We start from the raw sequence: 25673 nt of genomic DNA, 5'->3' as shown, positions 1-25673 counted from the left end.
ATGGCCGCATTTATTACATTTGAAGGACCAGAAGGATCAGGGAAAACCACTGTTTTACAACAAGTGTCAGAACGTTTAGCTAAAGAATTTGAAGTATTGAAAACGCGTGAGCCTGGAGGGGTTCCGGCAGCTGAACAAATTCGTGAAATTCTATTGGAAGGTGAAGCAGTAGATGACCGCACTGAAGCGTTACTCTTTGCGGCGTCTCGCCGGGAACATCTTGTTGAAAAAGTATTGCCCGCATTAAAAGCAGGCAAAATCGTACTGTGTGATCGCTATATTGACAGTTCACTAGCTTATCAAGGATTTGCACGTGGCATTGGTGTAGATGAAGTACGGGCTATCAATGAATTTGCGATTAACGGTCTATACCCTGATTTAACGATTTATTTAGATATTACGGCTGAGACTGGGCGTCAACGTATTGAAAGTAATGCTAGAAACATGAATCGTTTAGATCATGAGAGTATTGCCTTTCATCAACGGGTAATTAAAGGATACAAAGATTTAATCGCACAAGAACCGAATCGTTTTAAAGTGATTGATGCTAATCAAGAATTAGAAACAGTTGTAAAGGCTACATATAGCGCTATCAAAGAATTCCTGATTAAACAATAAACAGATGGATAAGGTATTGCACGCCATCGTATACTCGTAGTATAATTTGATAAATATTTGTTATATTCAACTCTGTTTTTATCCTTAAAGGCGTTCGGTTATTCAACCTGAAATTTTAAGACAACAGACGAATTCTCTTAAGATTCTAAACAAGCTGTGCCATCAGATATGCTATAATATTACAAAGAGGTGTTAGTTATGAAAATGGTAATTGCAATTGTTCAAGACCAAGATAGTCAAGAATTGTCTGACCAACTCGTAAAAAATAACTTCCGAGCGACGAAACTCGCTACAACAGGTGGATTTTTACGTGCAGGGAATACCACATTCCTTTGTGGTGTAGATGATGATAAAGTTGATGATTTACTAAGTGTTATTAATAAAACATGCGGTAATAGAGAACAGCTTGTATCACCTATTACACCAATGGGCGGTAGCGCAGACTCATACATTCCTTATCCAGTGGAAGTTGAAGTCGGCGGTGCAACAGTATTTGTAATGCCTGTTGATGCATTCCACCGATTTTAATAATTCAACATAATGAGTGAGAAAGTGAAGATAGGAGTTTATGACTCTGTAATCTCATCACTTTTTATGAATAGCGGGGGTCGGGACAAGTATGTAATCGGGTTTTGTAAGATACAAATCCTTGATTGACACGAGTTCCAGCCCCTTTTCATTACGTAAAAGGAGTTAAATGAATGGATGAATTATCAAGATTGACGAAAGCTTATCAATCTGGGAAACTTTCGCATGCCTACTTATTTGAAGGCGATGATGGCCAAACAATGCAACAAACTGCAATGGCATTTGCGAAATTGATTTTATGCAATGACAATGAAATATGCCAAGCGAAAGTTGATGAAATGAATCATCCGGACTTTAGATATGTTTCGACTGAAGAAACTAATATAAAGAAAGAAAAAATCGAAGCGCTCGTGCATGCGATGAATCAGCTTCCAGTTGAGGGATTATATAAAGTATATATTATTGATGGTTTTGAAAAGCTGACAGTGCAAGGTGAAAATAGTATATTGAAGTTTTTAGAAGAACCTCCAGAGAATACGATTGCAATTTTGCTTTCTACTAAGCCAGAACAAATCTTAAGTACGATTCATTCACGTTGCCAGCATGTCTACTTCAAACCTATGTCTCAAACGCTATTAATCGAACGTCTGGAAGAACAAGCGATTTCTAAACCTATTGCAGAAATGCTCAGTACATATACAACACAAATAGAAGAAGCGCGTAACTTAAACGAAGAATATGATTTAGCGGCTTTAAGAAAGAATATTGTAAACTGGTGTCAACTATTACTTTCTAATAGAGCAATGGCACTGATTGCTTTAGTTGATTTAATGAAATCAGCTAAAAATAAAAAGCTGCAGCAACTGACACTGTCTGCTGTGAATGCTTTTTTCCAAGATATCATGCATGAAAAGGCTGAAACTTCGGGACACTTGTTTTTTTCGGAAATGGAAACCGATATTAAACATTATGCAGAGCACTTAAGTTATGCTCAATTAACGCATATGTATGATCATATAACGGAAGCACATAAGAAACTGACGCAGAATGTGAATCCGATGCTTGTATTTGAACAAATTGTAATTAAAGGGGTGGACTAAATGCCACAGGTTATAGGCGTACAATTTCAAAAGGCCGGGAAACTTGAATATTACGCACCCGTTCAAAATATTGCACTTTGTTGTGGTGACAGAGTAGTAGTAGAATCAAAACGAGGAGTGGAAATCGGAGCGGTTAAAGATGGCGCATTAGATGTAGAGGCAGAAGATGTTACCTTACCTCTGAAACCGATTATCCGTGTTGCCACTGAACAAGATTTAGAAAAGCATGCTTGCAATGAAGCAGAGGCAGAAGCAGCCATGCAATTTTGTAAAGAAGCAATTGAACAATTAGGACTGGATATGCGTTTAGTCAATTGTGAATATACATTAGACCAATCGAAAGTGATATTTAACTTTACTGCAGATGACCGTATAGATTTTAGAAAACTGGTTAAAATATTAGCCTCACGTTTAAGAACACGTATTGAATTACGCCAAATCGGCGTGCGCGATGAAGCCAAATTGTTAGGTGGAATCGGCCCATGCGGACGCTCTTTATGCTGTTCTACATTTTTAGGAGACTTTGAACCGGTTTCTATTAAAATGGCGAAAGACCAAAATTTATCTTTAAATCCAACTAAGATTTCTGGTGCTTGCGGTCGTTTAATGTGCTGTTTAAAATATGAAAATGATTATTATGAGGCAGCGCGTGAACAATTGCCGGATGTAGGAACTAAGATTGAAACGCCCGATGGAAAAGGAATTGTCGTGGGTCTTAATATGTTAGACATTTCAATGCAAGTTAAAGTGGATGGTCTGGAACAACCTTTAGAATATTCGGTTGAAGATTTAGAAGAGATATATTAAGGAGGCCCAATGCATTGGATCGCAGAGATTTAATGGAAAGACTCATGCGTCTTGAAAGCAACGTTCAAAATTTGTATCAAGAAATGGCTGAGTTAAAAACAATTGCTATGGAACTTGTCGAAGAGAACGTAGCATTAGAAGTAGAAAATAATCATCTGAAACGCTTGATCGGCCGTTCAGAAGAACATGATGGCCAATCAGAGACAGAAGACCGCAATGGCGCATCAGAATTCAAAGAAGAAACAGAAACGCATACTCATAAGAAACATCGAGTGAGCAGTAAAGAAAATTTAGCGATTCTCTACCAAGAAGGTTTCCATATCTGCAAAGGAGACCTATTCGGCAAGCATCGCCATGGGGAAGATTGCTTGTTTTGTTTACAAACTTTAGAGGAACAATCCTAATTTGAGGCGCGTTTCTTCTATAATATAACTAATTTAGAATAATAAGATGCAGTCGAATTATTCTTTCTAAGAGCGGGATGTCGAAACTTACTTCAAGGTTTCTATCTCGCTCTCTATACATACTCAGGAAGGTAGAGATGAATCATGTTGCGACATAATGAACGCTTGGACTGTCTCCTAAAAGAAAACTTAGAAATTATCCAGAATGATGAAGTTTTTTCTTTTTCTACAGATGCATTGCTGCTGGGACATTTTACCCACTTGCGTAAAAATGATAAGGTAATGGACTTGTGCTCTGGAAATGGCGTAATCCCTTTATTATTATCCTACAAAGGTCAGCAACCGATTGATGCCATTGAAATACAACCGCAACTTGTCGATATGGCAAAGCGCAGTATTTTGCACAATCACTTAACGGATCGGATTCATATGTATGAAATGGATTTAAAGGAGGTACGTCAGAACTTTACGCCTTCACAATATACGGTAGTTACGTGCAATCCGCCGTATTTCAAAACTACGCAGATGCATCAGCATCAAAAGGAAGCACATAAAATTGCCCGGCACGAGGTATTATGTACTTTAGAAGATTGTGTGGAAGCGGCACGCCATTTATTGAAACAAGGCGGGAGATTAATTATGGTCCATCGCGCAGAACGTTTGATGGACGTGCTTTCCGCTTATCGAGCAGCACGCATAGAGCCTAAACGCCTGACGCTGGTCTACAGTAAGAAAGATAAGGACGCACATGCAATTATTGTAGAAGGACGCAAAGATGGCAAAGCAGGATTAGAGATTCAACCTCCTTTTTATATGTATCAAGACGATGGTGAATATACACCGGAAATGAGAGCGATTTATTATGGAGACTAAACATTTTATTTATATTGTGAGATGTCGTGACGGTAGTCTGTATACAGGGTATACCAATGATATACCTGCACGGGTTGAAAAGCATAATTCTGGAAAAGGGGCGAAATATACGAAAACGCGCCGACCTGTAACACTCGTGTATCAAGAAACCTATGAAACGAAATCCGAAGCGATGAAACGCGAATATCAGATTAAAACATTCACTAGAGTACAGAAACTACAACTCATTGAAAGGGGCATTCATTCATGACAGGCACACTTTATTTAGTCGGAACACCTATCGGAAACTTAGCGGATATTACATACCGTGCAGTCGATACTTTGAAACAAGTCGATTTAATTGCTTGTGAAGATACGCGGGTAACGAAGAAGTTATGTAATCACTATGAGATTCATGTTCCCTTGAAATCGTATCATGAACACAATAAAGATCAGCAGACTGAACCTTTAGTGCACACTTTATTAGAAGGGCAAGATATTGCGTTAGTTTCAGATGCCGGCTTACCCTTAATCAGTGATCCTGGATATGAGTTAGTGGTGAGTGCGCGTGAAGCTGATATCACAGTGGTACCTATCCCTGGTCCGAATGCAGGTTTGACGGCATTAATGGCAAGTGGACTTCCTTCTTTCGTTTATACTTTCTTAGGCTTTCTTCCTAGAAAAAATAAAGAAAAAGTCGCTGTGTTGGAAAAAAGAATGTTTGAAAGTTCAACTTTGATTGTGTATGAATCTCCTTACCGTGTCGCGGATACTTTAAAGGCGATTAAAATAGTGGATGCGGAACGCCCTGTGACTTTGGGACGTGAATTGACGAAAAAATTTGAGCAGATTCAGACGGCTTCGGTTTCGGATTTAGCAGCAGCGGTTGAGCAAGGAGAGGTGCCTTTGAAAGGTGAGTTTGTTATTTTGATTGAAGGTGCAGAAGCGGCTGCTGAAACGCAATGGTTCGAGGAGCTGGATATTCCTGAACATGTCGACCATTATATACGCCAAGAGATGAGACCGAAAAAGGCGATTAAACAAGTAGCAGAAGACAGAGGTATGAAAACTGGCGAAGTATATGATATATATCATCAAATCAGATAGTTTTAATATGGTTTAGATAAAAATATTTTTGTCTTTTTAATTTTTTATATAAAAGTAGATAAATGAAATTAAACTGTGCTATTTTATAGATACGCAGTTTTTTTCTTGAAATAAACGGGATAGCGTTAATTATTTTTCTTTAGTGAGAGACACCGAAGATAGGAGACATCTAAAATGAAGAGAAATAATAGTACAAGAAACAGATATGCAATTCGTAAATATACAGTGGGTGCTGCGTCTGCACTTGTAGCGACAGTGGCTTTCTTAACGGCAGGAAATAGCGCAAATGCGGCAGAGCAAAATGCAGAGATGGGAGAGAGAGTGACGTCTCAACCACATGCACAGACTGAAGTTGAGCTGCAGCCTACATCGTCGACACACAATAATCAATCTTCTGCAAACCAACAAGCGTCAACTCAGTTAAATGCGCAAGAGGAGGTTGCGACAAAGGTACCAGAACCTGCTTCTACTTCTACTGCGGAGGCGCCAGCACCTAAGATAAATCCTGCCCCGAAATCGTTTAAAGAAGATCACAGGTCATCTGGAACAATGGAAAAATCTACTGATGAACAACCACAAAATGAATTACAGCCAGCAACACAACAGAACGATAAGAAGCAAGAAGCGGCTTCCACTGAAAGGGTAACGAACCAAACTACACAGCAAAGCCAAGTTTCGCCAGCAGCTGAAACTCCAGCACAAAATCAAATCTCTGAAAAAAGTAAACCAGTTGAAAAGGCTGGAGCACGAGAAGAGGCGGTGGCTACAGAGGATAAAACCCAAAATGTTGAACATGCTGCTTTAAAAGAATCGAAAAACCAAGAAAGTACAGTTGCTCCATCTATAGAAAAAAATAATAATGAATCAACGCAAGCGAATAAAGTGCCTGCCCAAACACCACCTATTAAAGAAATATTACCTCAGACAACAACCGATTCATCCGACAATATCTCTTCGGTTTCAGTGACTGATAAAAAGAAGGAAGCGGTTGATAAGGAACAGACTCCTGTTAAGGAAACACCTCAGACAAAGCCGCATGTAACTACAACTTCCGCGCCGGGAGTCCCTACAGAAACAAAACAACCTAATGAGAAGAAATCACCGAAGTTATCAACACCTCAGGCGGCAAATACAAATAACCGTACGCAACAACAATCCTCTGCAACTCCATCTGCTGTAAGTGGAACAAAAGCTGAACAAGCCCAAGCGGTTAATAAATATCCAGTTATATTTGTGCATGGCTTCATGGGATTTGTAGGTGACATCAAACCTGATTTATACCCTAATTACTGGGGTGGCGACAAATATCGTGTAGTTGATGGATTGAGAGAAAAAGGATATAAAGCTTATGAAGCTAGTGTCGGTGCTTTCAGCAGCAACTATGATCGTGCTGTAGAACTTTATTATTATATTAAAGGCGGCACTGTGGATTATGGAGCGGCACATGCTGAGAAATATGGACATGCACGTTATGGCCGTACTTATGAAGGTGTGTTTAAAGAGTGGCAGCCAGGTCAGAAAGTACATTTAGTCGGACATAGCATGGGTGGTCAGACAATTCGTTTAATGGAACACTTCTTACGCTTCGGCAATCAAGATGAAATTGAATATCAACGTGTGCATGGCGGTAATATTTCACCGCTATTTGAAGGCGGCCAAGATAATATGATTTCTTCAATTTCCACTCTAGGCACACCGCATAACGGTTCAGCTGCAGCAGATCGTGTCGGCAATCAACAGGCTTTCAAAGATATCGTATATGCACTTGGACGTATGGGTGGCGGTAAACTTGCGAATATTGATTTTGGTTTTGAAAAATGGGGCTTCAAACAAGGCGCGAATGAATCTTATATTGATTATATGAAGCGTGTCTCAGAGAGCGCATTATGGAAAACGGACGATAATGCAATGTATGATTTAACTTCCAAAGGTTCTGAAGAACTGAATAAAAATACGCCATTAAATCCGAATATTACTTATACCACTTATACTGGATTAGCAAGCCATGAAGGTCTTATAGGTAATTATGTACCTGATGTTGGACAATTCTTCCTGTTTGATACCACGAGTCGAATTATCGGCAGCGAGCCGAATAAGACAGTACGTCCTAATGATGGTATTGTGTCTGTAGTGTCATCGCTCTATCCGACAGGACAAGCATTTACAGACTTTACTGATGGTTTGAAAAAAGGGATTTGGCAAGTGACACCAGTTATGAAAGGTTGGGATCACTTAGATTTCGTAGGATTAGATGCTTTAGATTTCAAACATACAGGCATTGAACTGCAGCAGTTTTATGCAGGTCTGATTAATAATATGATGAAAGTGGAAGAAGCGGAAGTTTAAAATAAAGCGCATCGTATCCTGATGGATAAACTATATTCCTAAAGTTGAACCTGAAAAGTTGAGCTTTAGGAGTGTTTTTTATAGGAAGAATCTTTGTAATGTGGGGCCTATTTTAAAGCTTTAGTAAAATTAGAAGTTGCTTAATTTAATTTTATTCTTTGTCTGTATCTAATATATTTACTTAGTTTTCTTTAGACATAGACAGGTTTTATATTATAGTTTTTATTACAAGAGAAAAAGTTAGCAGTATTTTTAAATTTACATTGATTATAAATTAATCTTTGGACATTGTTATATTAATCAGTAATCAAAGTATAAAAACCTTCATAATAATCTTTTTATTTCATAGATTTTCTACTAATCCAAAAGAATTTATTTTGATATCCAGAATTTTATGCTTTGTTGATGGCTTCTTTAGTGAAGCTATAACAACTATACTTTGTGTTGAGCATAATTATTTTCAGGAAAGTAAGGTTTTATTGAATAGTATAGTTTATGTATAGTCCGGATTTTTGTTGTAATTATGATAGATTACTTTGATTTTATTTATATTAATCATTATTACTTATTTTAAATTCGATATTTAATGAGCTCATTTAGCATCTTCAAGCGGTTCAACAGGGATATGTTATTTATAAATAATGAATTTAAAAAGAGTAGTAAAAAAAATAATATTAATTTATTTGTTTCCATTATTAAGAGATTACTTTTCGAAAATTTTAAGATATAAAGAGTAAGATAAAAAATTAGATTGTAAAAAAATAGTAAAAGAACTATGCAAAACATGTAAAGTTTTATATTATAAATTAGAAAACGCTTACTAACAAATAAATCTTAAATGGTATTTTCTAAAACTTAATATAGAAAAATGAAGTACGGAGTACAATAACTACCACTTAATAAGTGTATAGTGAAATTTATGTACATATAATTTTTAATATTAGTTAACATATACATAATTTTTAAAAATAGAGAAATAGTGAAAGAACTGAAACGTGATAGTAAACTGTCCGCACCTGTTGGAGCGGCTTTTGCAGTAGATAATAATTTTACTACTGAGAAAACAATGAAAAAAATTAGTGGGACCAGCTGTAGATTTAGGAGATATGGCGGGTTCCGCAGGTACTAGTACGAATCTAGGAACATTAATTGGATGGTATTTGTGCGTCTGGGTTAGAGTAACAACAAGATTAGTTATAGGAATGACTGCAGAGACTAAAATATTTAATGGAAAATCAACTACTGATATTTCTAAAGATAAAGCAAATAAAGTGGTAAGTTTTTTGAGAAACTCTGATAGATGAAAAACTACTAAAAATATGGTGAAAGGAATAGTTAAGAATTCAATAAGAGAGGTATTGGCAAGTGATTTCCGTAAAAATTTAGGCAGTCTATTTTCAATGGAAGGTGATTATATGAGCGAAGATATATATAGAAAACTAAGAACACCAGCACCTCAAGTTTTAAGCGGATTAAATTTAGGGATGCTATTGTTTAGTTGTATTCCTTTTTTCCTTGGAAAAGATTTTAGAGATACACCTAATTATTTAGTGGTCTCTTCAATTGTTGAAATTATTATTATATTATTAGGATTTATACCTATATTCTTGAAGAAAAAACCTGATAACTATCCAACTTTTTTGAAACATTTAAAAATTTCAACAGGCGTTAGTATATGTGCTTATTATAACACTAGTTTTGTTATATATAATTTATTTTTCATTATAGGAGAATTAAATGGCTATAAATTATTTGATTACTGGATTATAGGTATAACTTTTATGTTAATAAGTTATATAGCGAATGTCTCCAGTATACTGTTATTATTTAGACATCCAGATTGCTACAAAGGTAAAACAAGAAGCGATAGAAATAATCAAAAATTTATTTGGATTATATCCACCCAAATTATTTCATGGTGTGTGTACATTCAAAAAATAATAGAGTTTTTAACAATACCAAATGCGGAAGATAACAATTTCATAATAAACGTAACTAATTTTTGCATATTAATTTCGAACGCTGTTATGATTATAATTTTTTGGGAATATGTGAATGCAAAATTAGATTATGAAAAAGCGTATAATATACAAATAGATTATGATTAATAATTGATTTCGTTATAAGTAAGAGTAACATGTGTTTATATTAATATTATATAATCGAGGAATAACTAACGAATGAAACTAGACATACTAATCATCCTTAAGGTGATGAGTTGAGTTGATATAAAGGTAAGTTTAGAAATATAGGAGCGAGTAAATGACGTATTTATTGTTATTTTTAATGGCTGGTTTGTATTATGTCGTGTATATTACCTCGGTAATGTACGCAGAAGGTATCAAGTTATTGCAGTGGATCGCCTATGGTATATCTGCAGTAATCTTTTTGATTACATTCTTCTTTGTGAATCCTAGTTTTAGTTCATTACAAAATTACATATTTGTGCTCACTCTAGGCTTTGTTGTATACGGATGGTTGGCTATTAAGTCGTTTTGGACACGTCCGTATCAAGTGAAAATTGAAAGTATGGAACCTAATCCCAACCATTCTTTAACAAAAGAAAAATATGAAGAAATTGAAAGTATGCAAATCAACTTAGCTTCTGAGAAATATAAAGGAGTTATTTCAGGAATTATCTCAGTAATATGTATGGTTGCGATTAAATTAAAGTTAACGTCTATTTTAAAAGAAGATTTAGCAGGTGGTTTATTTACAATAGGACTGATCCTTTCTTTAATGATTATTATTTATTTCATTATAGATATTATATTAGTAATTAGACGACGAAGATTTTCGTTTATCACTCTCAGACCTTTAGGAACGCTGATTTTGTTAATCTTTTTTTCAATCATTATTTAAGAACTTAAATATAAGGAGTAATCTATGAAAAAGATAAGTTTGATGAGTTTATGTTTATTGATGGTTAGTGTAATGGGTTGTACGAAAGGAGATCGTCTTCCTGGTTCGGTAAAAAATGATTTGCATAAAGCTGATAGAAAGTTAGAAGATGTGAAAATATTTGAAATCGATCATAAACAGGTTGTTTATGAAAAGAAAGATAAAAAATTGACCGTGCCGCTTCACTTCAAAGAAGACGTAGAACTGCCTCCTAAACTTGTCGGCAGCATGGCCACAACACCTTTCTCTGGAAATGAAGATGTCGATTATGTAGAAGTTAAGTATGAATTGAAAGGTCATAAACATGAACTTCATTATAAAAGAGATAAACACGGAATGCATAAACGAGTAAATTAACTGTTGCATATGAACGGACACACATGTTTACTCCACGAGCAGATATGTGTGTCCTGTTTCTATATAGCAATTCGAATAATTAAAGATTAAGACAAATATTAACAAGCAACAGAGCAAAATAACAATAATATGCATCATTTAAAATAAAGAAAGAAGTCAATTGTACATTGATTTATAGCTTGCTCATCTTCAAGTACATAGAAATAAATGAGGAGTGCTGATAATGTCTAGATTTGCAATAAAATTAAAAAACGTAAGCAAACGATTTGGAAAGCAATGGATTTTTCAGGACATCAACTTGGATATTCCGCTTCGCTCAATTATGATTATCACTGGTTCAAATGGTTCTGGGAAAAGTGTGCTGCTAAAACTTATTGCGGGTCTTTATCAACCAACCTTAGGAACGCGAATAGCAAATATTTCTTCACTAAGCTTTGCACCTGATTATTTACCAGAAGAACTTTCACTTACTGTACAAGAATATATTGATACTATATATTTGATGAATAAAAAATCAATAACGTTAAAAGAAATGGCTTTGCAAATACAATATTTAGGTTTGAAACCTTATCTTCTATATAAGGTAAAGGATTGTTCGAAAGGAACTCGTCAAAAGATTAATATTCTTCAAGCATTGGTAAAACCTTGTGATGTACTAATATTCGACGAGCCGTTTTCAGGATTAGACAAAAATACAAAATCTTATTTAGCAAATAAGTTAAGTGAACTTGCTGAAACTAAAACGATTATTTTAACAAATCATGAGGCAGATGTGACGTTTAATCAAATGCTTCAAACTTATAATATAGAAACGCAACACAAAGAATATCAAGATATCGGTAACCCTTTATATAAAACAATTATCTTTGAGTCGCAAACTATTCCGACATTTAAAGAAGGGGTGCTGATCACTCTTTATGACAACCGATACTCTATCCAAATAGAAGCAGCACATCTTAATAAAATATTGTTTTATCTTATACAGCAAAATTCAACTATTATTGAAGTGAAGTGAGGTGGAAACATGCTTGCATTCTTAAAATATCAACGATATAAAGCTAAGCACAAACCACAATTTTTAATACCTTATTTCTTCTATTTACTATTCATCGTATTCGTTTATAGCTATAGTGGTGCAGAATCATTATCTAGTTACACCCTCACAAGTATAGGGCTGTTTGTGATAGCTGTATGGTTAGGAATACAAAATAGTAAAAGTGAGCTTTTGAACGAAAAGTATATTGTACTTATACAACTGAAACGCGCATCTATATACGTAATCGGTAAATTAATTTTTACTATAGCACTCAATTTGCCTTTAATATTCATTGCTCTTATTTATCCATTAATATTCAATAAGTTTATTCCCGCTGCTTCACTTAATGAAGTGTTACTTGGCTTATATGCACATATAAGCACTATGATTTTAGGGACATTAATTGGAAGTTTTGCCCTTGTACCTAAAATTAAGCGCCTTAAATATTTATATCTTATGGCATTTCTTCTAATTGTACTTACAATATTAAAACCAGTATTTATAAATTTATATCCATTCACAAGGTATATATTGTGGATTTTACCATCTCTTCCTGATTTAGAAGGATCTGCTGCGCAGCTTTTATTCAGCGTAGTTAAGATATGTTTTTATAGTTTTATGATTTTTTTAATACTTGTTTATTTTTTCCAACATTCAGAGGAATAGAATCATTTCGGTTTTCCGCAAGATTCTATTCCTTTTCATATGCACCACTCTCTAGAATTGTTACAATTAAACTGTATGACTTAATAATGTGAGATACAAATACAGCTTATTTTTTTCAAATTAATAAAGCATAGATTGAGCGAGACAAATGTCACTTAGATACTTAAAGTACTAAGGTGGAAGCGGTCTCTGCATTGAAATAAGGACGAAATTTAGATATATTAAATAAGTAAGATACAAGGAGGAGCAAGGAATGGCGAAAGATACATTTTATATCACAACACCTATTTATTACCCGAGTGGTAAATTACACATTGGACATGCTTATTCAACTGTAGCAGGCGACGTAATTGCGCGCTACAAACGCATGCAGGGCTATGATGTACGTTATTTGACAGGTACAGATGAACATGGTCAAAAAATTCAAGAAAAAGCGCATAAAGCAGGCGTAAGCGAATTAGAGTATCTGGATGAAATGATTTCAGGTATCAAATCATTATGGGAAAAATTAGAAATATCAAATGATGATTTCATCAGAACAACTGAAAAACGTCACGAAGAAGTTGTGGCTAAAGTATTCGAACGTTTGCTGGAACAAGGCGATATTTATCTTGGCGAATATGAAGGTTGGTACTCAGTACCAGACGAAACTTACTATACAGAATCTCAATTAGATGAACCGGTTTATGACGATAACGGTAAGATTATCGGCGGTAAAAGTCCTGATTCCGGTCATGAAGTAGAGCTTGTTAAAGAAGAAAGTTACTTCTTCAATATTTCTAAATATGCAGATCGCTTATTAGCATTCTATGATGAGAATCCTGAGTTCATTCAACCTCCTTCTCGTAAAAATGAAATGATTAATAACTTTATCAAACCTGGTTTAACAGACTTGGCAGTGTCTCGTACAACATTTGATTGGGGCGTACAAGTGCCTTCAAATCCTAAACACGTGGTTTATGTATGGATTGATGCCTTAGTAAACTATATTTCTGCCTTAGGTTATTTATCTGAAGATGATAGTCTGTTCAAAAAATATTGGCCAGCAGATTTACACTTGATGGCGAAAGAAATCGTACGTTTCCACTCTATCGTATGGCCGATTTTGTTAATGGCATTAGACTTGCCGCTTCCAAAACGTGTCTTTGCACACGGTTGGATTTTAATGAAAGACGGTAAAATGAGTAAATCTAAAGGCAACGTTGTAGATCCTAACGTGTTGATTGACCGTTATGGCTTAGATGCTACACGTTACTACTTAATGCGTGAGTTGCCATTCGGTTCTGACGGCGTCTTCACACCAGAAGCTTTCGTAGACCGTACTAACTTTGACCTTGCCAATGACTTAGGCAACCTAGTGAATCGTACGATTGCGATGATTAATAAATACTTCGATGGTGAATTGCCGGCATACGAAGGCCCTAAACACGAATTAGATGCTGAAATGGAACAATTCGCTTTAGATACTGTTAAAGAATACCATGAAAATATGGAAAACTTGCAGTTCTCAGTGGCGCTTTCAACCGTCTGGAAATTCATCAGCCGTACTAATAAATATATTGATGAAACCACACCTTGGGTACTCGCTAAAGATGACAGTCAAAGAGCCATGCTTGGTAATGTGATGGCACACTTAGTGGAAAATATCCGCTTCGCAACAGTATTGTTACGTCCGTTCATTACTCATGCGCCACGCCAAATCTTTGAGCAATTGAACATTAATAGCCTAGAACTCTTTGAATTCGACAGCTTAAATCAATACGGCGCACTTACAGCACCGATTTCCGTGACTGAAAAGCCGCAACCAATTTTCCCTCGTTTAGATACAGAGAAAGAAGTAGCATTCATTAAAGATTCTATGCAAGGCTCAGCTCCGAAAGCGGAAGCACCGGCAGAATCTGCTGAAGAAGAAAAAGAAGCAACACCAGCTAAAGCACAAATTACGATTAAAGACTTTGATAAAGTTGAAATTAAAGCAGCTACGATTACAGATGCTGAAAATGTGAAGAAATCCGATAAACTCTTGAAAATTCAAGTCGATTTAGGCGAAGAACAACGTCAAATCGTTTCTGGTATCGCTAAATTCTACGAACCAGACGATATTATCGGTAAGAAAGTAGCAGTGGTCACTAACTTGAAACCTGCTAAGTTAATGGGACGCAAGTCAGAAGGTATGATTCTGTCTGCTGAAAAAGATGGCGTCTTAACTTTAGTCAGCTTGCCGAATGCAATTCCGAACGGTGCAGTGATTAAATAAACAGAACACTTTAAATAAATTAGAGGCGGCGCTGCAGCAACAGCTGTAAACGTCGCCGTCTTGTTATGTCATCTGTTCCTTGGAAAACGGGTAAGTAAGAAGTGTGGCACTCTTATGGAGGCAAACGCCTTTCCCGGAATTTTTTCAAAGGAGAATTGAAAGGAGTTATTTCGATGTTAATTGATACACATGTACATTTAAACGACGAACAATATGATGAGGATTTGCAAGAAGTGATTGACCGTGCGCGTGAAGCGGGGGTCGACCGCATGTTTGTGGTAGGCTTTGATACGCCTACGATTGAGCGTGCAATGGAATTGGTGGATCAATATGATTTCTTGTATGCGATTATTGGTTGGCATCCTGTCGATGCGATTGATTATACTGAGGAACGTGAACAGTGGATTGAAGACTTGGCTAAGCATCCGAAAGTTATCGGTATTGGCGAAATGGGCTTGGATTATCACTGGGATAAATCACCTAAAGATGTTCAAAAAGAAGTCTTTCGTAAGCAGATTGCATTGGCGAAACGTGTCAACTTGCCGATTGTGATTCATAACCGTGAAGCGACGCAAGATTGTGTGGACATCTTGATGGAGGAACATGCTGAAGAAGTGGGCGGTATTATGCATAGTTTCAGCGGTTCGCCTGAAATCGCGGATGTTGTCATCAACAAGCTTGGTTTCTACATTTCACTAGGCGGCCCTGTTACTTTCAAGAATGCGAAACAACCGAAAGAAGTGGCGAAACACGTGCCGTTAGATCGCTTGTTAGTGGAAACTGATGCACCTTACTTGTCACCACATCCTTATCGCGGCAAACGTAATGAACCGATGCGTGTTACGCTGGTTGCAGAACAAATTGCAGAGTTGCGCGGTATCAGCTATGAAGAAGTTGCTAAGCAAACGACAGAAAACGCTGAACGCTTGTTTAATTTGGAAAAATAAAGAAGGGAGCAGAACAGAAATAACATTGGTTAAAATTATTTCGTCGTTCTGCCCCGGCAAAGCTAACTAGAATAGAAAAAAGCTTGGAACAAGCGCATTTTCTATTCAGATAGCTACTGCCAGTTTAAAGAGAATGGCTGAGACATTATTATGTCCCAGCCTCTTTCCTACGATTAGTCAAGTGTTTATATTTAAAGAATGCATTACTGAACTAAACCGTTCAATTTTATTTTTTTGAATAAGGTGTTAAACTATATATGATTATACGAGTGGCTAATGTGGAGCCATTTGATAGTCGTATAATTTATGATTATTCACTAAATAGTGAATTGTTTTTAACAGCTTGTTTATACAAGCTACTACGGCAGTCTTGTGAGATTTACCATAAGGCTGCTCTTTTAATTTATAATAATAATCTGCAACATGATTATCGTAATGGCGCTTTCCCTTTAAAATATTCATGATAATAGAATAGAAAATTTGTCTTGCTTTTTTATTTCCTCGTTTATTTATTGTATCTCTGCAATGGGTATTGCCTGATTGATATCTTTTGACATCAATACCTACAAAAGCATTGATTTGTTTATGCGAGTAAAACCGTGTAATATCTCCTAACTCACCGACAATCATAGCCGCTGTCAGTTCACCGATACCAGGTATTGAATAAATACTTTCAAAACAATCCATTTGTTTAGCTAATTCGATCATAGCTTTAGCCAATTCCTTGAGTTTTTGCATGGATGATTTTAAATCCTTTATTAATATACGGGCTTTTTCAACTAGAAAAGAATGTCTGTCGACATTGGGAAAGCTTTCATGAGCAATATTTATTAATTGAACCGCATGCTTTTCTGCTTTATCTCTGGACATGGCTTTGTCTGTAGAATTAAATATTTCTTCTACAAGGCGCTCTTTGTCTAATTCGACTACTATATCCGGGTGAGTAAACAATTCAGCGATATTAAGTGCAATCATTGAATAACGGTTACTGAACAGTTTTTCCAAACCAGGAAATGTCTGGTGCAGCTGCTCGATAATTCCAGTTTTGAGCTTGTTTTGCTGGCTTTCGATTTGAAGATGAAAGCGTACACGTTCTCGCAACTCAAAATATATTTCTTCGTATGCCTGCGGACTCTCAGTTGCTGGTAAATCATGAACCATTCGAGCGAGTTTATGCGCATCGGATTTATCGGTTTTCCACGATCTTAAAGAACTGGTTTTGAACTTGGCTTCTAAAGGATTCAACTCAAAATAGTCGAATTGATGCAGACGACAAAATTTTTTCATGCTTCTTGAATAAATTCCCGTTGATTCGAATACAATTTGCAGACTATCCATCTGGTTCAGATACTTTAAAAGAAAATTATAACCGTTTTCATTGTTTTGAATGGTAAATTCCTTTTGGAATTTGTCATTTTGGTAATGTGCCACCACACTGGTGTTTTTACTGATATCAACGCCTAAATAATTAATAGATAAAACCTCCTATGTTAATTTTGAGAAGTTGAAAACTTTACTTAACCTTTTTCATTTCTCTTTCCTATACACGGTTTCAAGAACCCAACATACTACAAACGAATTTCAAAAGGTGAGAGTAAAGCTGACTCGTTTTTAATACGGATTTAAAACCCAAGAGGCTGCACAGTCTACTTCTCTCTCTAACTATAAAAAAATAGCTATGAAGAAATCCATCGTCATGGAATGCTTCATAGCTAATCTTAGTATGTTTTTGATGCGTGCTTATGGTCATATTAACGATTATAGGTTTAATCCTTATTAGCGAACACCGCAAGGATTAAGTATCATAAAAAATAACCATCCAACTTTGGTTGAATGGTTATAGACAAAAATAACAATCGCCACCGTCTTTTTAACGGGCCTAGAGGGATGACATGTTGAGACCATGTTGTCCCTTGTTTAATTTAAATATAGCAGTATTCATTGCAAGAGTCAAAGCAAAATACCTTAATAACAACAATGCTTATTAGTAAATATCGCAAGGCTAAGTGTCATAAAAAGTGTCCTCCAACTTTCCAAGGTTTTATTTTTCAAGAAAGAAGATATGGTATAGTATTAAAGTTAACACTGTGAAAGGTGACGAGAATATGAAAATCAATGAATTTATCGTGGTGGAAGGCCGAGATGATACGGAGCGTGTGCAACGTGCGGTGGAGTGTGACACGATTGAGACGAATGGCAGTGCGATTAATCAAGAAACGTTAGAGGTTATCCGTAATGCGCAGGCAACGCGGGGTGTGATTGTGCTGACCGATCCGGATTTCCCGGGTGACAAAATCCGAAATACAATTCGCGAACATGTGGCGGGTGTGAAGCATGCGTATATTGACCGTGAGAAAGCTAAAAATAAGCGTGGCAAAATCGGGGTAGAGCATGCGGCGTTTGAAGATATCAGGGAAGCGCTCATGCATGTGTCTTCTCCTTTTGAAGAAGGTATGGAGTCAATCAGCAAGGATGTTTTGATTGATTTAGGTTTGATTGTCGGGCCTGATGCGCGTCATAAACGCGAGGTATTGGGACGCAAGTTACATATCGGGCATTCTAACGGCAAACAATTGCTCAAGAAGTTGAATGCTTTCGGTTATACAGAGGCAGATGTGCGTGCTGCATTAAATGAAGATGAAGGAAGTGAAGGTTAAGTGAAGAAGAAAGATATAGCAACACCGACGCGTACGAGAGCTTTGCTGGACAAATATCAATTTGATTTCAAAAAAAGTCTGGGACAGAATTTCTTAATTGATGTGAACATCATTCAAAAGATAATTGACGCAAGCGATATTGATGAAAAGACAGGCATTATTGAAGTAGGCCCTGGTATGGGTTCGTTGACGGAACAGTTGTCGAAGCAGGCGAAGAAGGTGGTCGCGTTTGAAATTGACCAACGTCTTATTCCGGTATTGGAAGATACATTGTCGGATTATGACAATGTAACAGTTATTAATGAAGATATTTTGAAAGCTGATGTCGTAGAAGCTGTCCAAACGCATTTGTCTGACTGCGACAAAATTATGGTGGTGGCAAATCTTCCATATTATATTACAACACCGATTTTATTGAATCTTATGTCGAAGACGCTGCCGATTGACGGCTATGTGGTCATGATGCAAAAAGAAGTCGGAGAGCGGTTGAATGCTGAAATCGGAACTAAAGCTTATGGTTCTTTATCGATTGTTGCACAGTATTATACAGAAACATCGAAAGTGCTGACGGTGCCGAAAACTGTCTTTATGCCGCCGCCGAATGTAGATTCGATTGTAGTAAAATTGATGAAACGTTCGGAGCCGATAGTAGCGGTGGATGACGAAGACCGCTTCTTCAAGATGACGAAAGCTGCTTTCAGTCAACGTCGTAAAACTATTGCGAACAACTATCAAAGTTTATTTTTTGATGGGAAAAAGAAAAAAGATTTAATCAAAGACTGGTTAGAAGACGGCGGTATTGATCCGAGACGCCGCGGTGAAACGTTATCTATCAAAGAATTTGCGAATTTGTTCAATAACTTGAAAAAATTCCCGGAATTAGAATTTTAAAATATTGACATGGCGCTTTTACATTGTTAAAATTTAAATTTTATTTGACTTAATCGCTGCAAACGTGTTATAATACAATTTGTAGCGAGGTGGAGCAATATGCCAAAATCAATTTGGGACATCAAAAATGCACTTGATGGTCATTTAGGAAACCGTATTGTACTTAAAGCAAATGGTGGTCGTAAAAAAACAATCGAACGTTGCGGAGTTTTAGCTGAAACTTATCCCGCAGTTTTCATTGTCGAATTAGACCAAGACAAACACAACTTTGAACGTGTATCCTATACATACACAGATGTGTTAACTGAGAACGTACAAGTTTCTTTTGTAGACGATAATCACCATGAAGCAGTTGCACACTAGTCAGATTAGATTGAAATGAATATTGGAAGCAGTTATTGCTTCGTTGAAAAAAGGAATCCTGTGGGCAGGGTTCCTTTTTTGTTGCGGATTTTTGGAGAGAAGGGAAGTACGGATGGTGGTTCGGCGTCGGTTATGCAAATTGTGTGAGAAAGTGTCTAGGCTCGGTCCGGTCGCTTATACAGTTGGAGGCGAAAGTGTCGAGGCTTGGTCCGGTCGCTTATACAGTTGGAGGACAAAGTGTCGAGACACGCACCTCACGCTTATACAGATAGGGTCGAAAGTGTCGAGGCAGAGTCGCTGCGCCTATACAGTTAGGGAATAAAACTCGCGGCACCGCCATTTCTCGCCTTTAATCGCCGCCCTTGCCCATCAATCCCCCCTATACATACACTCGCTTCTCCACTCCGCCAACACCTCCCCCGCTTCACTTCCGCCATCCTGGCAAATCATTCAAATTTTCTTCAATAGTGCAACATTAACCATTATGAATACATTCAATGTTCGTGTTATAATAGCGATAATGCATATTTTGCACATCGTTTTCTGTGCAAAGAATTGATTCTCAAGAGAGACAACCGTTCTGCACAGATATTCCAATCTCAAATGATTTTTACATAAAGGAGGGCGGTAATATGATATACGAAAAGGCACCAGCTAAAATTAATCTCACATTAGATGTGCTTTACAAGCGAGATGATGCGTTTCATGAAGTTGAGATGGTAATGACCACAGTGGATTTGAATGATCGTGTTACCGTCGAGAAGCGGCAAGATCAGCGTGTAGTGGTGCAAGTGGATTATAATTTCGTGCCAGAAAATGCTAAGAACTTGGCGTCCCAGGCAGCATTATTGATGCAGCAGACTTATGATATTCAAGAAGGCGTGACCATTACTTTAGAAAAAGAAATTCCTGTGTCTGCGGGACTTGGTGGAGGTTCAGCAGATGCCGCTGCGACAATGCGTGCAATGAATCGCTTATTTAATCTGCACCTCAGTCTGGATGAATTAAGTGAATTAGGGGCACAGGTCGGTTCAGATGTTCCTTTTTGCATCTACAGCAAGACAGCGCTCTGCACAGGCCATGGAGAGAAGGTGCAGCTCTTAAAGAAGCCGCCTAAAGCGTGGGTAGTCATCGCTAAACCGAATGTCGGTATTTCTACAGCATGCGTTTTTCAGGAACTGCAAGTCGGAGAATTATGCAATCAGCAAGACAATACGCAAAGATGTATCGAGGCGATTGAAACAAGTGATTATGAAACGATTTGTGCTACGCTCTCAAATTGTTTAGAATCGATTTCGATGGATATGCATCCGAACATCCGCAAGTTGAAACAAAATATGCTGAACAACGGAGCAGATGCAGCCTTGATGAGCGGCAGCGGTCCGACCGTCTACAGCTTAGCCAAACACTATAAACAAGCGCAGAATATATATAATGCAGTGCACGGATGCTGCAATGAGGTTTATTTAGTCAGATTACTAGGATAAGAAAGGAAGGATTCTTGTGCGTTACAAACGAAGCGAGCGAATTGTGTATATGACTCATTACTTGATGAGCCACCCTAATAAGTTGATACCTTTAACACACTTCGTGAAAAAATTTAAGCAAGCAAAATCTTCAATCAGCGAAGATATTCATATTGTTCGCGAAACCTTGCAAAAAGAGAAACTTGGGACAGTTATTACCACTGCTGGAGCTAGCGGAGGCGTGACATACCGTCCGACAATGAGTAAGGAAGAAGCGGAAGCCGTTATCAATGAGGTGATCGGACTGCTGCAAGAAAAAGAACGCTTGCTGCCAGGAGGCTATCTTTTCTTATCTGATCTCATGGGTAATCCGGAATTATTGAATAAAGTCGGCCGTTTGATAGCCACAATTTACATGGATGAGGAGTTAGATGCAATCGTAACGATTGCGACTAAAGGTATATCTCTTGCTAATTCAGTGGCAAATATATTAAATTTACCTGTAGTGGTTATTCGTAAGGATAATAAAGTAACAGAAGGTTCTACAGTATCGATCAACTACGTTTCAGGTTCCTCACGCAAGATTGAAACGATGGTGCTTTCGAAACGTACGCTGCAAGAAAACTCAAATGTATTAATCGTCGATGATTTCATGCGTGCCGGTGGTTCAATCAACGGTGTGATGAATCTGATGAATGAGTTTAAAGCGCATGTCAAGGGGGTATCAGTACTTGTAGAATCTAAAGAAGTTAAACAAAGATTGATTGAAGATTATACTTCCTTGGTCAGACTTTCTGACGTAGATGAATACAATCAAGATTTCAAAGTTGAGCAAGGCAACGTATTATCTAAATTCTCATAAAGGAGCGAATAAACAACATGAACACAATTCACACTAATAAAGCACCAGAAGCATTAGGACCTTATTCACAAGCTGTTGTTATCGGCGATTTAGTTTATACTTCTGGTCAAATTCCATTAAACGAATTCGGCGAGTTAGTCAGCAATGAAATAGCAGTGCAAACAAAACAAGTGCTTAATAATATAGGCCACGTTTTAGAAGCAGCAGGTGCTGACTTCGATTCAGTAGTGAAAACAACAATTTTCATTGCAGATATGGATGATTTCCAATATATCAATGAAGTCTACGGTCAATTTTTCAATGCACACAGACCAGCGAGAAGCTGCGTAGAAGTGGCACGTTTGCCGAAAGACGTTAAAATTGAAATAGAAGCAATCGCTCAAATAAAAGGAAAATAATTTTTAATTAAATATTGTAAGCTTCTAAAAAGACAAAAGAGAGAGATACTAGGGGGGCTCACTACATGAAAGTGACAGATGTAAGACTTAGAAAAATACAAACAGATGGAAGAATGAAAGCGCTTGTGTCTATTACACTTGACGATGCATTCGTAGTCCATGATTTGCGAGTAATTGAAGGCAACTCAGGTCTATTCGTCGCAATGCCAAGTAAACGCACACCAGATGGTGAATTCCGTGACATCGCGCATCCAATTAATTCAGACATGAGACAAGAAATTCAAGATGCAGTGATTAAAGTATACGAAGAAACTGATGAAGTCATTCCGGATAAGAATGCACAACCGTCAACAGATTCTGAAGACGACAGTAGTGAAGAAGAAGCTTAATAATATTGATACACGAAATGAAGAGGCTCTCGGTCAAAGGATCGGGAGCCTTTTTGTCTTAATTCTTTTTTTAAAAAAGAAAGCTTTGGAGAGCAGGCAACCATTAAAATTGCTTTCTGGCTCAGTCTTGAAAGTACAAGCCACGTTAAATTATAATAATATAGAAGTGTAAAATTATTGGAGGGTTAGCAGTCATGCAGAGATACGCGGTGGTATTAGCAGCTGGAAAAGGCACAAGAATGAAATCGAAATTGTACAAAGTGCTGCACAAAGTAGCAGATAAAGCGATGATTGAACATGTGGTAGACAGCGTCGCACAATCAGGTACAGATCAGATTGTAACGATAGTCGGCCATGGTGCAGAAAGTGTGAAAGAAACATTAGGAGAACGTTCAGCTTATGGTTTCCAAGAGGAACAATTAGGCACAGCACATGCAGTGAAAATGGCAGCTGAAGAATTGAAAGATAAAGAAGGCACAACGTTAGTAGTATGCGGTGACACACCGTTAATCACAGCAGATACCTTGAATGCTTTAGTAAAGCATCACGAAGAAAGCGACGCAGAGGCGACAGTATTGTCAGCTACAGCGCCTAATCCATTTGGATATGGCAGAATTGTCAGAGACGCTGAAGGACATTTATCTAAAATTGTAGAACAGAAAGATGCTACAGCAGCAGAACAGCAAATTGATGAAACCAGTTCAGGAATCTTTGCATTCGACAATCAAACTTTATTCCGTTTGTTAGATGCAGTGAAAAATGACAATGCACAAGGTGAATATTATTTGCCAGAAGTTTTAACTTTGATATTAGCTGAAGGCGGCAAAGCTGAAGTTTACCATACAGATGACTTTGAAGAAATTATGGGTGTGAATGATAGAGTGGCTTTAAGCAAAGCAGCGCAAGCAATGCGCGAACGTATCAATGAATATCATATGCGCAATGGCGTTACTATCATTGATCCGGCATCTACTTATATCGCTTCAGATGTTATAATAGGGATGGATACTGTTATCGAACCAGGGGTACATATTGGACAAGGTACACATATCGGAGAAGATACAGTCATCGGCCAATACTCGGATATCAATAATAGTACGATTGGCAATCGCACTACAGTTAAACAATCTGTCGTAAATGATGCGACAGTCGGTGATGATACAACAGTCGGTCCATTTGCACAATTAAGACCGAATGCACATTTAGGCAACGAAGTGAAAGTCGGCAACTTTGTGGAAGTGAAGAAAGCAGATATTAAAGATGGCGCTAAAGTTTCACATCTCAGCTATATCGGAGATGCAGAAATCGGAGAACGCACAAATATCGGCTGCGGCTCCATTACAGTCAACTACGATGGTAAAAATAAATTCAAAACGATTATCGGAAAAGACTCATTTATCGGCTGCAATACTAACTTAGTAGCCCCTGTGACACTTGGTGATGACGTACTGATTGCAGCAGGCTCAACGATTACAGACAATGTGCCGAATGACAGTTTAGCCTTAGCCCGTTCTAGACAAACAACGAAACCTGGTTATTTAAATAAAAATAAAGAGTAGCAAGTATTGAAGTCAGCGTATCAATTCAGTAAAATTAAATAGGATGTAATGTAACAGTTCGACTTGAACAACGCATGAATGCAAATAAATGGAGGACTATAAATGTTAGCTAATGAATATAAAAATTCATCTTTAAAGATTTTCTCGTTGAAAGGAAATGAGCCGCTTGCACGTGAAGTAGCTGATAATGTCGGTATTGAATTAGGGAAGTGTTCAGTAAAACGTTTCAGTGACGGCGAAATTCAAATCAACATTGAAGAAAGTATCCGTGGTTGTGATGTATTTATTATCCAACCTACATCTTATCCAGTTAACGTACATTTAATGGAATTACTTATCATGATTGATGCATGTAAACGTGCTTCAGCGGCTACAATTAACATTGTGGTTCCTTATTATGGTTATGCACGTCAAGACAGAAAAGCCCGCAGCCGTGAACCGATTACTGCTAAATTAGTAGCTAACTTGATTCAAGTAGCAGGTGCTGACCGTATGATCGCTTTAGATCTTCACGCACCACAAATTCAAGGTTTCTTTGATATTCCAATTGACCACTTGATGGGTGTGCCGATTTTAGCTGAATATTTCAAACAAAACCCAGATATCAACCCTGAAGAAACAGTTGTAGTATCACCTGACCATGGTGGTGTAACACGCGCTCGTAAATTAGCAGACATTTTAAAAACACCTATCGCAATTATCGATAAACGCCGTCCGAAACCGAATGTTGCCGAAGTCATGAATATTGTCGGTGATATCGACGGACGTACTGCAATTATTATTGATGATATTATCGATACAGCAGGTACGATTACTTTAGCAGCACAAGCCTTGAAAGATAAAGGAGCGAAAGAAGTTTATGCATGTTGTACGCACCCTGTACTTTCTGGTCCAGCTAAAGACCGTATCGAAAATTCAGCAATCAAAGAATTGATTGTTACAAATTCAATCCGTTTAGATGATGATCGCAAACCTGAAAATACAACTGAATTATCAGTTGCAGGATTGTTAGCACAAGCTATTGTACGTGTTTATGAAAGAGAATCTGTCAGCGTATTATTCGACTAATATTTTAAACAAAGCTGTCGCTCAGTTGGGCGGCAGTTTTTTGATGAGCCGATTTTTCAAACCTTTTTCTCCTGAAGTATTTTTACGTAGTTGA

The 25673-nt window shown here is 37.3% G+C and carries 28 protein-coding genes; 27 read left to right on the top strand and 1 reads right to left on the bottom strand.

The window, feature by feature from the left end; all coding sequences use genetic code 11:
* The 17 genes from tmk to CNQ82_RS00385 all read left to right on the top strand — a co-directional run bounded on the left by tmk (position 1) and on the right by CNQ82_RS00385 (position 15926).
* Positions 1 to 618, top strand: a complete 618-nt coding sequence (gene tmk / locus CNQ82_RS00465; RefSeq protein ID WP_123143590.1) for a dTMP kinase — start codon at positions 1 to 3, stop codon at positions 616 to 618.
* 198 nt (positions 619 to 816) lie between these two features.
* Entirely contained in the window at positions 817 to 1146 is a 330-nt protein-coding gene (locus CNQ82_RS00460) for a cyclic-di-AMP receptor (protein WP_012664152.1), read from the top strand.
* Between the two features lie 173 nt (positions 1147 to 1319).
* The gene (locus tag CNQ82_RS00455) at positions 1320 to 2246 is read left to right on the top strand and encodes a DNA polymerase III subunit (protein ID WP_123143589.1); all 927 of its coding nucleotides are present in this window, start codon (positions 1320 to 1322) and stop codon (positions 2244 to 2246) included.
* Positions 2247 to 3053 (top strand): PSP1 domain-containing protein, encoded by an 807-nt coding sequence (locus CNQ82_RS00450; RefSeq protein WP_095106973.1) that lies wholly within the window; start codon positions 2247 to 2249, stop codon positions 3051 to 3053. It abuts the gene before it with no gap.
* A gap of 14 nt (positions 3054 to 3067) precedes the next feature.
* Entirely contained in the window at positions 3068 to 3457 is a 390-nt protein-coding gene (gene yabA, locus CNQ82_RS00445) for a DNA replication initiation control protein YabA (RefSeq protein ID WP_123143588.1), read from the top strand.
* Positions 3458 to 3601: 144 nt separating this feature from the next.
* A complete protein-coding gene (locus CNQ82_RS00440; protein WP_123143587.1) occupies positions 3602 to 4330 on the top strand; it encodes a tRNA1(Val) (adenine(37)-N6)-methyltransferase in 729 nt (242 codons plus the stop codon).
* Entirely contained in the window at positions 4320 to 4580 is a 261-nt protein-coding gene (locus CNQ82_RS00435) for a GIY-YIG nuclease family protein (protein ID WP_123143586.1), read from the top strand. The genes CNQ82_RS00440 and CNQ82_RS00435 overlap by 11 nt, the downstream gene beginning before the upstream one ends.
* Positions 4577 to 5416, top strand: coding sequence for a 16S rRNA (cytidine(1402)-2'-O)-methyltransferase (gene rsmI / locus CNQ82_RS00430; RefSeq protein WP_123143585.1), 840 nt, complete (start codon positions 4577 to 4579; stop codon positions 5414 to 5416). Before CNQ82_RS00435 ends, rsmI begins: the two co-directional genes overlap by 4 nt.
* 174 nt (positions 5417 to 5590) lie before the next feature.
* Entirely contained in the window at positions 5591 to 7762 is a 2172-nt protein-coding gene (lip, locus tag CNQ82_RS00425; protein ID WP_123143584.1) for a YSIRK-targeted triacylglycerol lipase, read from the top strand.
* Between the two features lie 1079 nt (positions 7763 to 8841).
* Positions 8842 to 9066: a hypothetical protein gene (locus CNQ82_RS00420; RefSeq protein ID WP_164711913.1), complete on the top strand. Its 225-nt coding sequence runs from the start codon at positions 8842 to 8844 to the stop codon at positions 9064 to 9066.
* A gap of 15 nt (positions 9067 to 9081) precedes the next feature.
* The gene (locus CNQ82_RS00415; protein WP_123143582.1) at positions 9082 to 9870 is read left to right on the top strand and encodes a DUF5079 family protein; all 789 of its coding nucleotides are present in this window, start codon (positions 9082 to 9084) and stop codon (positions 9868 to 9870) included.
* A 154-nt stretch (positions 9871 to 10024) separates the two neighbouring features.
* Entirely contained in the window at positions 10025 to 10624 is a 600-nt protein-coding gene (locus tag CNQ82_RS00410; protein WP_123143581.1) for a DUF5080 family protein, read from the top strand.
* Positions 10625 to 10648: 24 nt separating this feature from the next.
* Positions 10649 to 11020, top strand: a complete 372-nt coding sequence (locus CNQ82_RS00405; RefSeq protein WP_123143580.1) for a hypothetical protein — start codon at positions 10649 to 10651, stop codon at positions 11018 to 11020.
* A 223-nt stretch (positions 11021 to 11243) separates the two neighbouring features.
* Positions 11244 to 12035 (top strand): ATP-binding cassette domain-containing protein, encoded by a 792-nt coding sequence (locus CNQ82_RS00400; protein ID WP_123143579.1) that lies wholly within the window; start codon positions 11244 to 11246, stop codon positions 12033 to 12035.
* Between the two features lie 9 nt (positions 12036 to 12044).
* On the top strand, positions 12045 to 12722 hold the full coding sequence (locus tag CNQ82_RS00395) for a hypothetical protein (RefSeq protein ID WP_123143578.1): 678 nt from the start codon (positions 12045 to 12047) through the stop codon (positions 12720 to 12722).
* A 253-nt stretch (positions 12723 to 12975) separates the two neighbouring features.
* Positions 12976 to 14979, top strand: coding sequence for a methionine--tRNA ligase (metG, locus tag CNQ82_RS00390; protein WP_123143577.1), 2004 nt, complete (start codon positions 12976 to 12978; stop codon positions 14977 to 14979).
* Positions 14980 to 15152: 173 nt separating this feature from the next.
* The gene (locus tag CNQ82_RS00385) at positions 15153 to 15926 is read left to right on the top strand and encodes a TatD family hydrolase (protein ID WP_095106959.1); all 774 of its coding nucleotides are present in this window, start codon (positions 15153 to 15155) and stop codon (positions 15924 to 15926) included.
* Between the two features lie 273 nt (positions 15927 to 16199).
* Here CNQ82_RS00385 and CNQ82_RS00380 read toward each other — a convergent pair whose 3' ends face one another.
* Positions 16200 to 17399 (bottom strand): IS110 family RNA-guided transposase, encoded by a 1200-nt coding sequence (locus CNQ82_RS00380; protein WP_123143576.1) that lies wholly within the window; start codon positions 17397 to 17399, stop codon positions 16200 to 16202.
* A 632-nt stretch (positions 17400 to 18031) separates the two neighbouring features.
* On the opposite strand from CNQ82_RS00380, the gene rnmV reads away from it, so the two are divergent.
* The 10 genes from rnmV to CNQ82_RS00330 all read left to right on the top strand — a co-directional run bounded on the left by rnmV (position 18032) and on the right by CNQ82_RS00330 (position 25579).
* Positions 18032 to 18583, top strand: a complete 552-nt coding sequence (rnmV, locus tag CNQ82_RS00375; RefSeq protein WP_123143575.1) for a ribonuclease M5 — start codon at positions 18032 to 18034, stop codon at positions 18581 to 18583.
* Positions 18584 to 19474: a 16S rRNA (adenine(1518)-N(6)/adenine(1519)-N(6))-dimethyltransferase RsmA gene (rsmA, locus tag CNQ82_RS00370; RefSeq protein ID WP_123143574.1), complete on the top strand. Its 891-nt coding sequence runs from the start codon at positions 18584 to 18586 to the stop codon at positions 19472 to 19474.
* Between the two features lie 99 nt (positions 19475 to 19573).
* On the top strand, positions 19574 to 19837 hold the full coding sequence (veg, locus tag CNQ82_RS00365; RefSeq protein ID WP_047132184.1) for a biofilm formation stimulator Veg: 264 nt from the start codon (positions 19574 to 19576) through the stop codon (positions 19835 to 19837).
* A 632-nt stretch (positions 19838 to 20469) separates the two neighbouring features.
* A complete protein-coding gene (ispE, locus tag CNQ82_RS00360; RefSeq protein WP_123143573.1) occupies positions 20470 to 21324 on the top strand; it encodes a 4-(cytidine 5'-diphospho)-2-C-methyl-D-erythritol kinase in 855 nt (284 codons plus the stop codon).
* A 16-nt stretch (positions 21325 to 21340) separates the two neighbouring features.
* A complete protein-coding gene (gene purR, locus CNQ82_RS00355) occupies positions 21341 to 22165 on the top strand; it encodes a pur operon repressor (protein ID WP_095106953.1) in 825 nt (274 codons plus the stop codon).
* A 17-nt stretch (positions 22166 to 22182) separates the two neighbouring features.
* Positions 22183 to 22563 carry a RidA family protein gene (locus CNQ82_RS00350; RefSeq protein WP_123143572.1) on the top strand — a complete coding sequence of 127 codons (381 nt, stop codon included), beginning with the start codon at positions 22183 to 22185 and terminating at the stop codon, positions 22561 to 22563.
* 65 nt (positions 22564 to 22628) lie between these two features.
* Complete coding sequence (gene spoVG / locus CNQ82_RS00345) at positions 22629 to 22952, top strand: septation regulator SpoVG (RefSeq protein ID WP_123143571.1); 324 nt, start codon at positions 22629 to 22631, stop codon at positions 22950 to 22952.
* Positions 22936 to 23124, top strand: a complete 189-nt coding sequence (locus tag CNQ82_RS00340) for a hypothetical protein (protein ID WP_123143570.1) — start codon at positions 22936 to 22938, stop codon at positions 23122 to 23124. The genes spoVG and CNQ82_RS00340 overlap by 17 nt, the downstream gene beginning before the upstream one ends.
* Before the next feature lie 22 nt (positions 23125 to 23146).
* Complete coding sequence (gene glmU, locus CNQ82_RS00335) at positions 23147 to 24511, top strand: bifunctional UDP-N-acetylglucosamine diphosphorylase/glucosamine-1-phosphate N-acetyltransferase GlmU (protein WP_123143569.1); 1365 nt, start codon at positions 23147 to 23149, stop codon at positions 24509 to 24511.
* A gap of 102 nt (positions 24512 to 24613) precedes the next feature.
* Positions 24614 to 25579 carry a ribose-phosphate diphosphokinase gene (locus tag CNQ82_RS00330; protein ID WP_123143568.1) on the top strand — a complete coding sequence of 322 codons (966 nt, stop codon included), beginning with the start codon at positions 24614 to 24616 and terminating at the stop codon, positions 25577 to 25579.
* The last annotated feature ends 94 nt before the right edge of the window (positions 25580 to 25673 follow it).

Source organism: Staphylococcus debuckii, assembly GCF_003718735.1.
Classification (GTDB): Bacteria; Bacillota; Bacilli; order Staphylococcales; family Staphylococcaceae; genus Staphylococcus; species Staphylococcus debuckii.
Note: the sequence above shows the minus strand (reverse complement) of the source record. Positions and strands in the feature narration are given on the sequence as shown.

What these genes read in the sequence shown, in the direction of transcription:
- lip (WP_123143584.1), top strand. Translation starts at nt 5,591, where the DNA reads ATGAAGAGAAATAATAGTACAAGAAACAGATATGCAATTCGTAAATAT.
- CNQ82_RS00450 (WP_095106973.1), top strand. Translation starts at nt 2,247, where the DNA reads ATGCCACAGGTTATAGGCGTACAATTTCAAAAGGCCGGGAAACTTGAA.
- CNQ82_RS00455 (WP_123143589.1), top strand. Translation starts at nt 1,320, where the DNA reads ATGGATGAATTATCAAGATTGACGAAAGCTTATCAATCTGGGAAACTT.
- CNQ82_RS00415 (WP_123143582.1), top strand. Translation starts at nt 9,082, where the DNA reads ATGGTGAAAGGAATAGTTAAGAATTCAATAAGAGAGGTATTGGCAAGT.
- rsmI (WP_123143585.1), top strand. Translation starts at nt 4,577, where the DNA reads ATGACAGGCACACTTTATTTAGTCGGAACACCTATCGGAAACTTAGCG.
- veg (WP_047132184.1), top strand. Translation starts at nt 19,574, where the DNA reads ATGCCAAAATCAATTTGGGACATCAAAAATGCACTTGATGGTCATTTA.
- CNQ82_RS00440 (WP_123143587.1), top strand. Translation starts at nt 3,602, where the DNA reads ATGTTGCGACATAATGAACGCTTGGACTGTCTCCTAAAAGAAAACTTA.
- CNQ82_RS00350 (WP_123143572.1), top strand. Translation starts at nt 22,183, where the DNA reads ATGAACACAATTCACACTAATAAAGCACCAGAAGCATTAGGACCTTAT.
- ispE (WP_123143573.1), top strand. Translation starts at nt 20,470, where the DNA reads ATGATATACGAAAAGGCACCAGCTAAAATTAATCTCACATTAGATGTG.
- glmU (WP_123143569.1), top strand. Translation starts at nt 23,147, where the DNA reads ATGCAGAGATACGCGGTGGTATTAGCAGCTGGAAAAGGCACAAGAATG.
- CNQ82_RS00460 (WP_012664152.1), top strand. Translation starts at nt 817, where the DNA reads ATGAAAATGGTAATTGCAATTGTTCAAGACCAAGATAGTCAAGAATTG.
- spoVG (WP_123143571.1), top strand. Translation starts at nt 22,629, where the DNA reads ATGAAAGTGACAGATGTAAGACTTAGAAAAATACAAACAGATGGAAGA.
- CNQ82_RS00385 (WP_095106959.1), top strand. Translation starts at nt 15,153, where the DNA reads ATGTTAATTGATACACATGTACATTTAAACGACGAACAATATGATGAG.
- tmk (WP_123143590.1), top strand. Translation starts at nt 1, where the DNA reads ATGGCCGCATTTATTACATTTGAAGGACCAGAAGGATCAGGGAAAACC.
- CNQ82_RS00400 (WP_123143579.1), top strand. Translation starts at nt 11,244, where the DNA reads ATGTCTAGATTTGCAATAAAATTAAAAAACGTAAGCAAACGATTTGGA.
- CNQ82_RS00410 (WP_123143581.1), top strand. Translation starts at nt 10,025, where the DNA reads ATGACGTATTTATTGTTATTTTTAATGGCTGGTTTGTATTATGTCGTG.
- CNQ82_RS00405 (WP_123143580.1), top strand. Translation starts at nt 10,649, where the DNA reads ATGAAAAAGATAAGTTTGATGAGTTTATGTTTATTGATGGTTAGTGTA.
- CNQ82_RS00435 (WP_123143586.1), top strand. Translation starts at nt 4,320, where the DNA reads ATGGAGACTAAACATTTTATTTATATTGTGAGATGTCGTGACGGTAGT.
- rnmV (WP_123143575.1), top strand. Translation starts at nt 18,032, where the DNA reads ATGAAAATCAATGAATTTATCGTGGTGGAAGGCCGAGATGATACGGAG.
- CNQ82_RS00330 (WP_123143568.1), top strand. Translation starts at nt 24,614, where the DNA reads ATGTTAGCTAATGAATATAAAAATTCATCTTTAAAGATTTTCTCGTTG.
- metG (WP_123143577.1), top strand. Translation starts at nt 12,976, where the DNA reads ATGGCGAAAGATACATTTTATATCACAACACCTATTTATTACCCGAGT.
- CNQ82_RS00395 (WP_123143578.1), top strand. Translation starts at nt 12,045, where the DNA reads ATGCTTGCATTCTTAAAATATCAACGATATAAAGCTAAGCACAAACCA.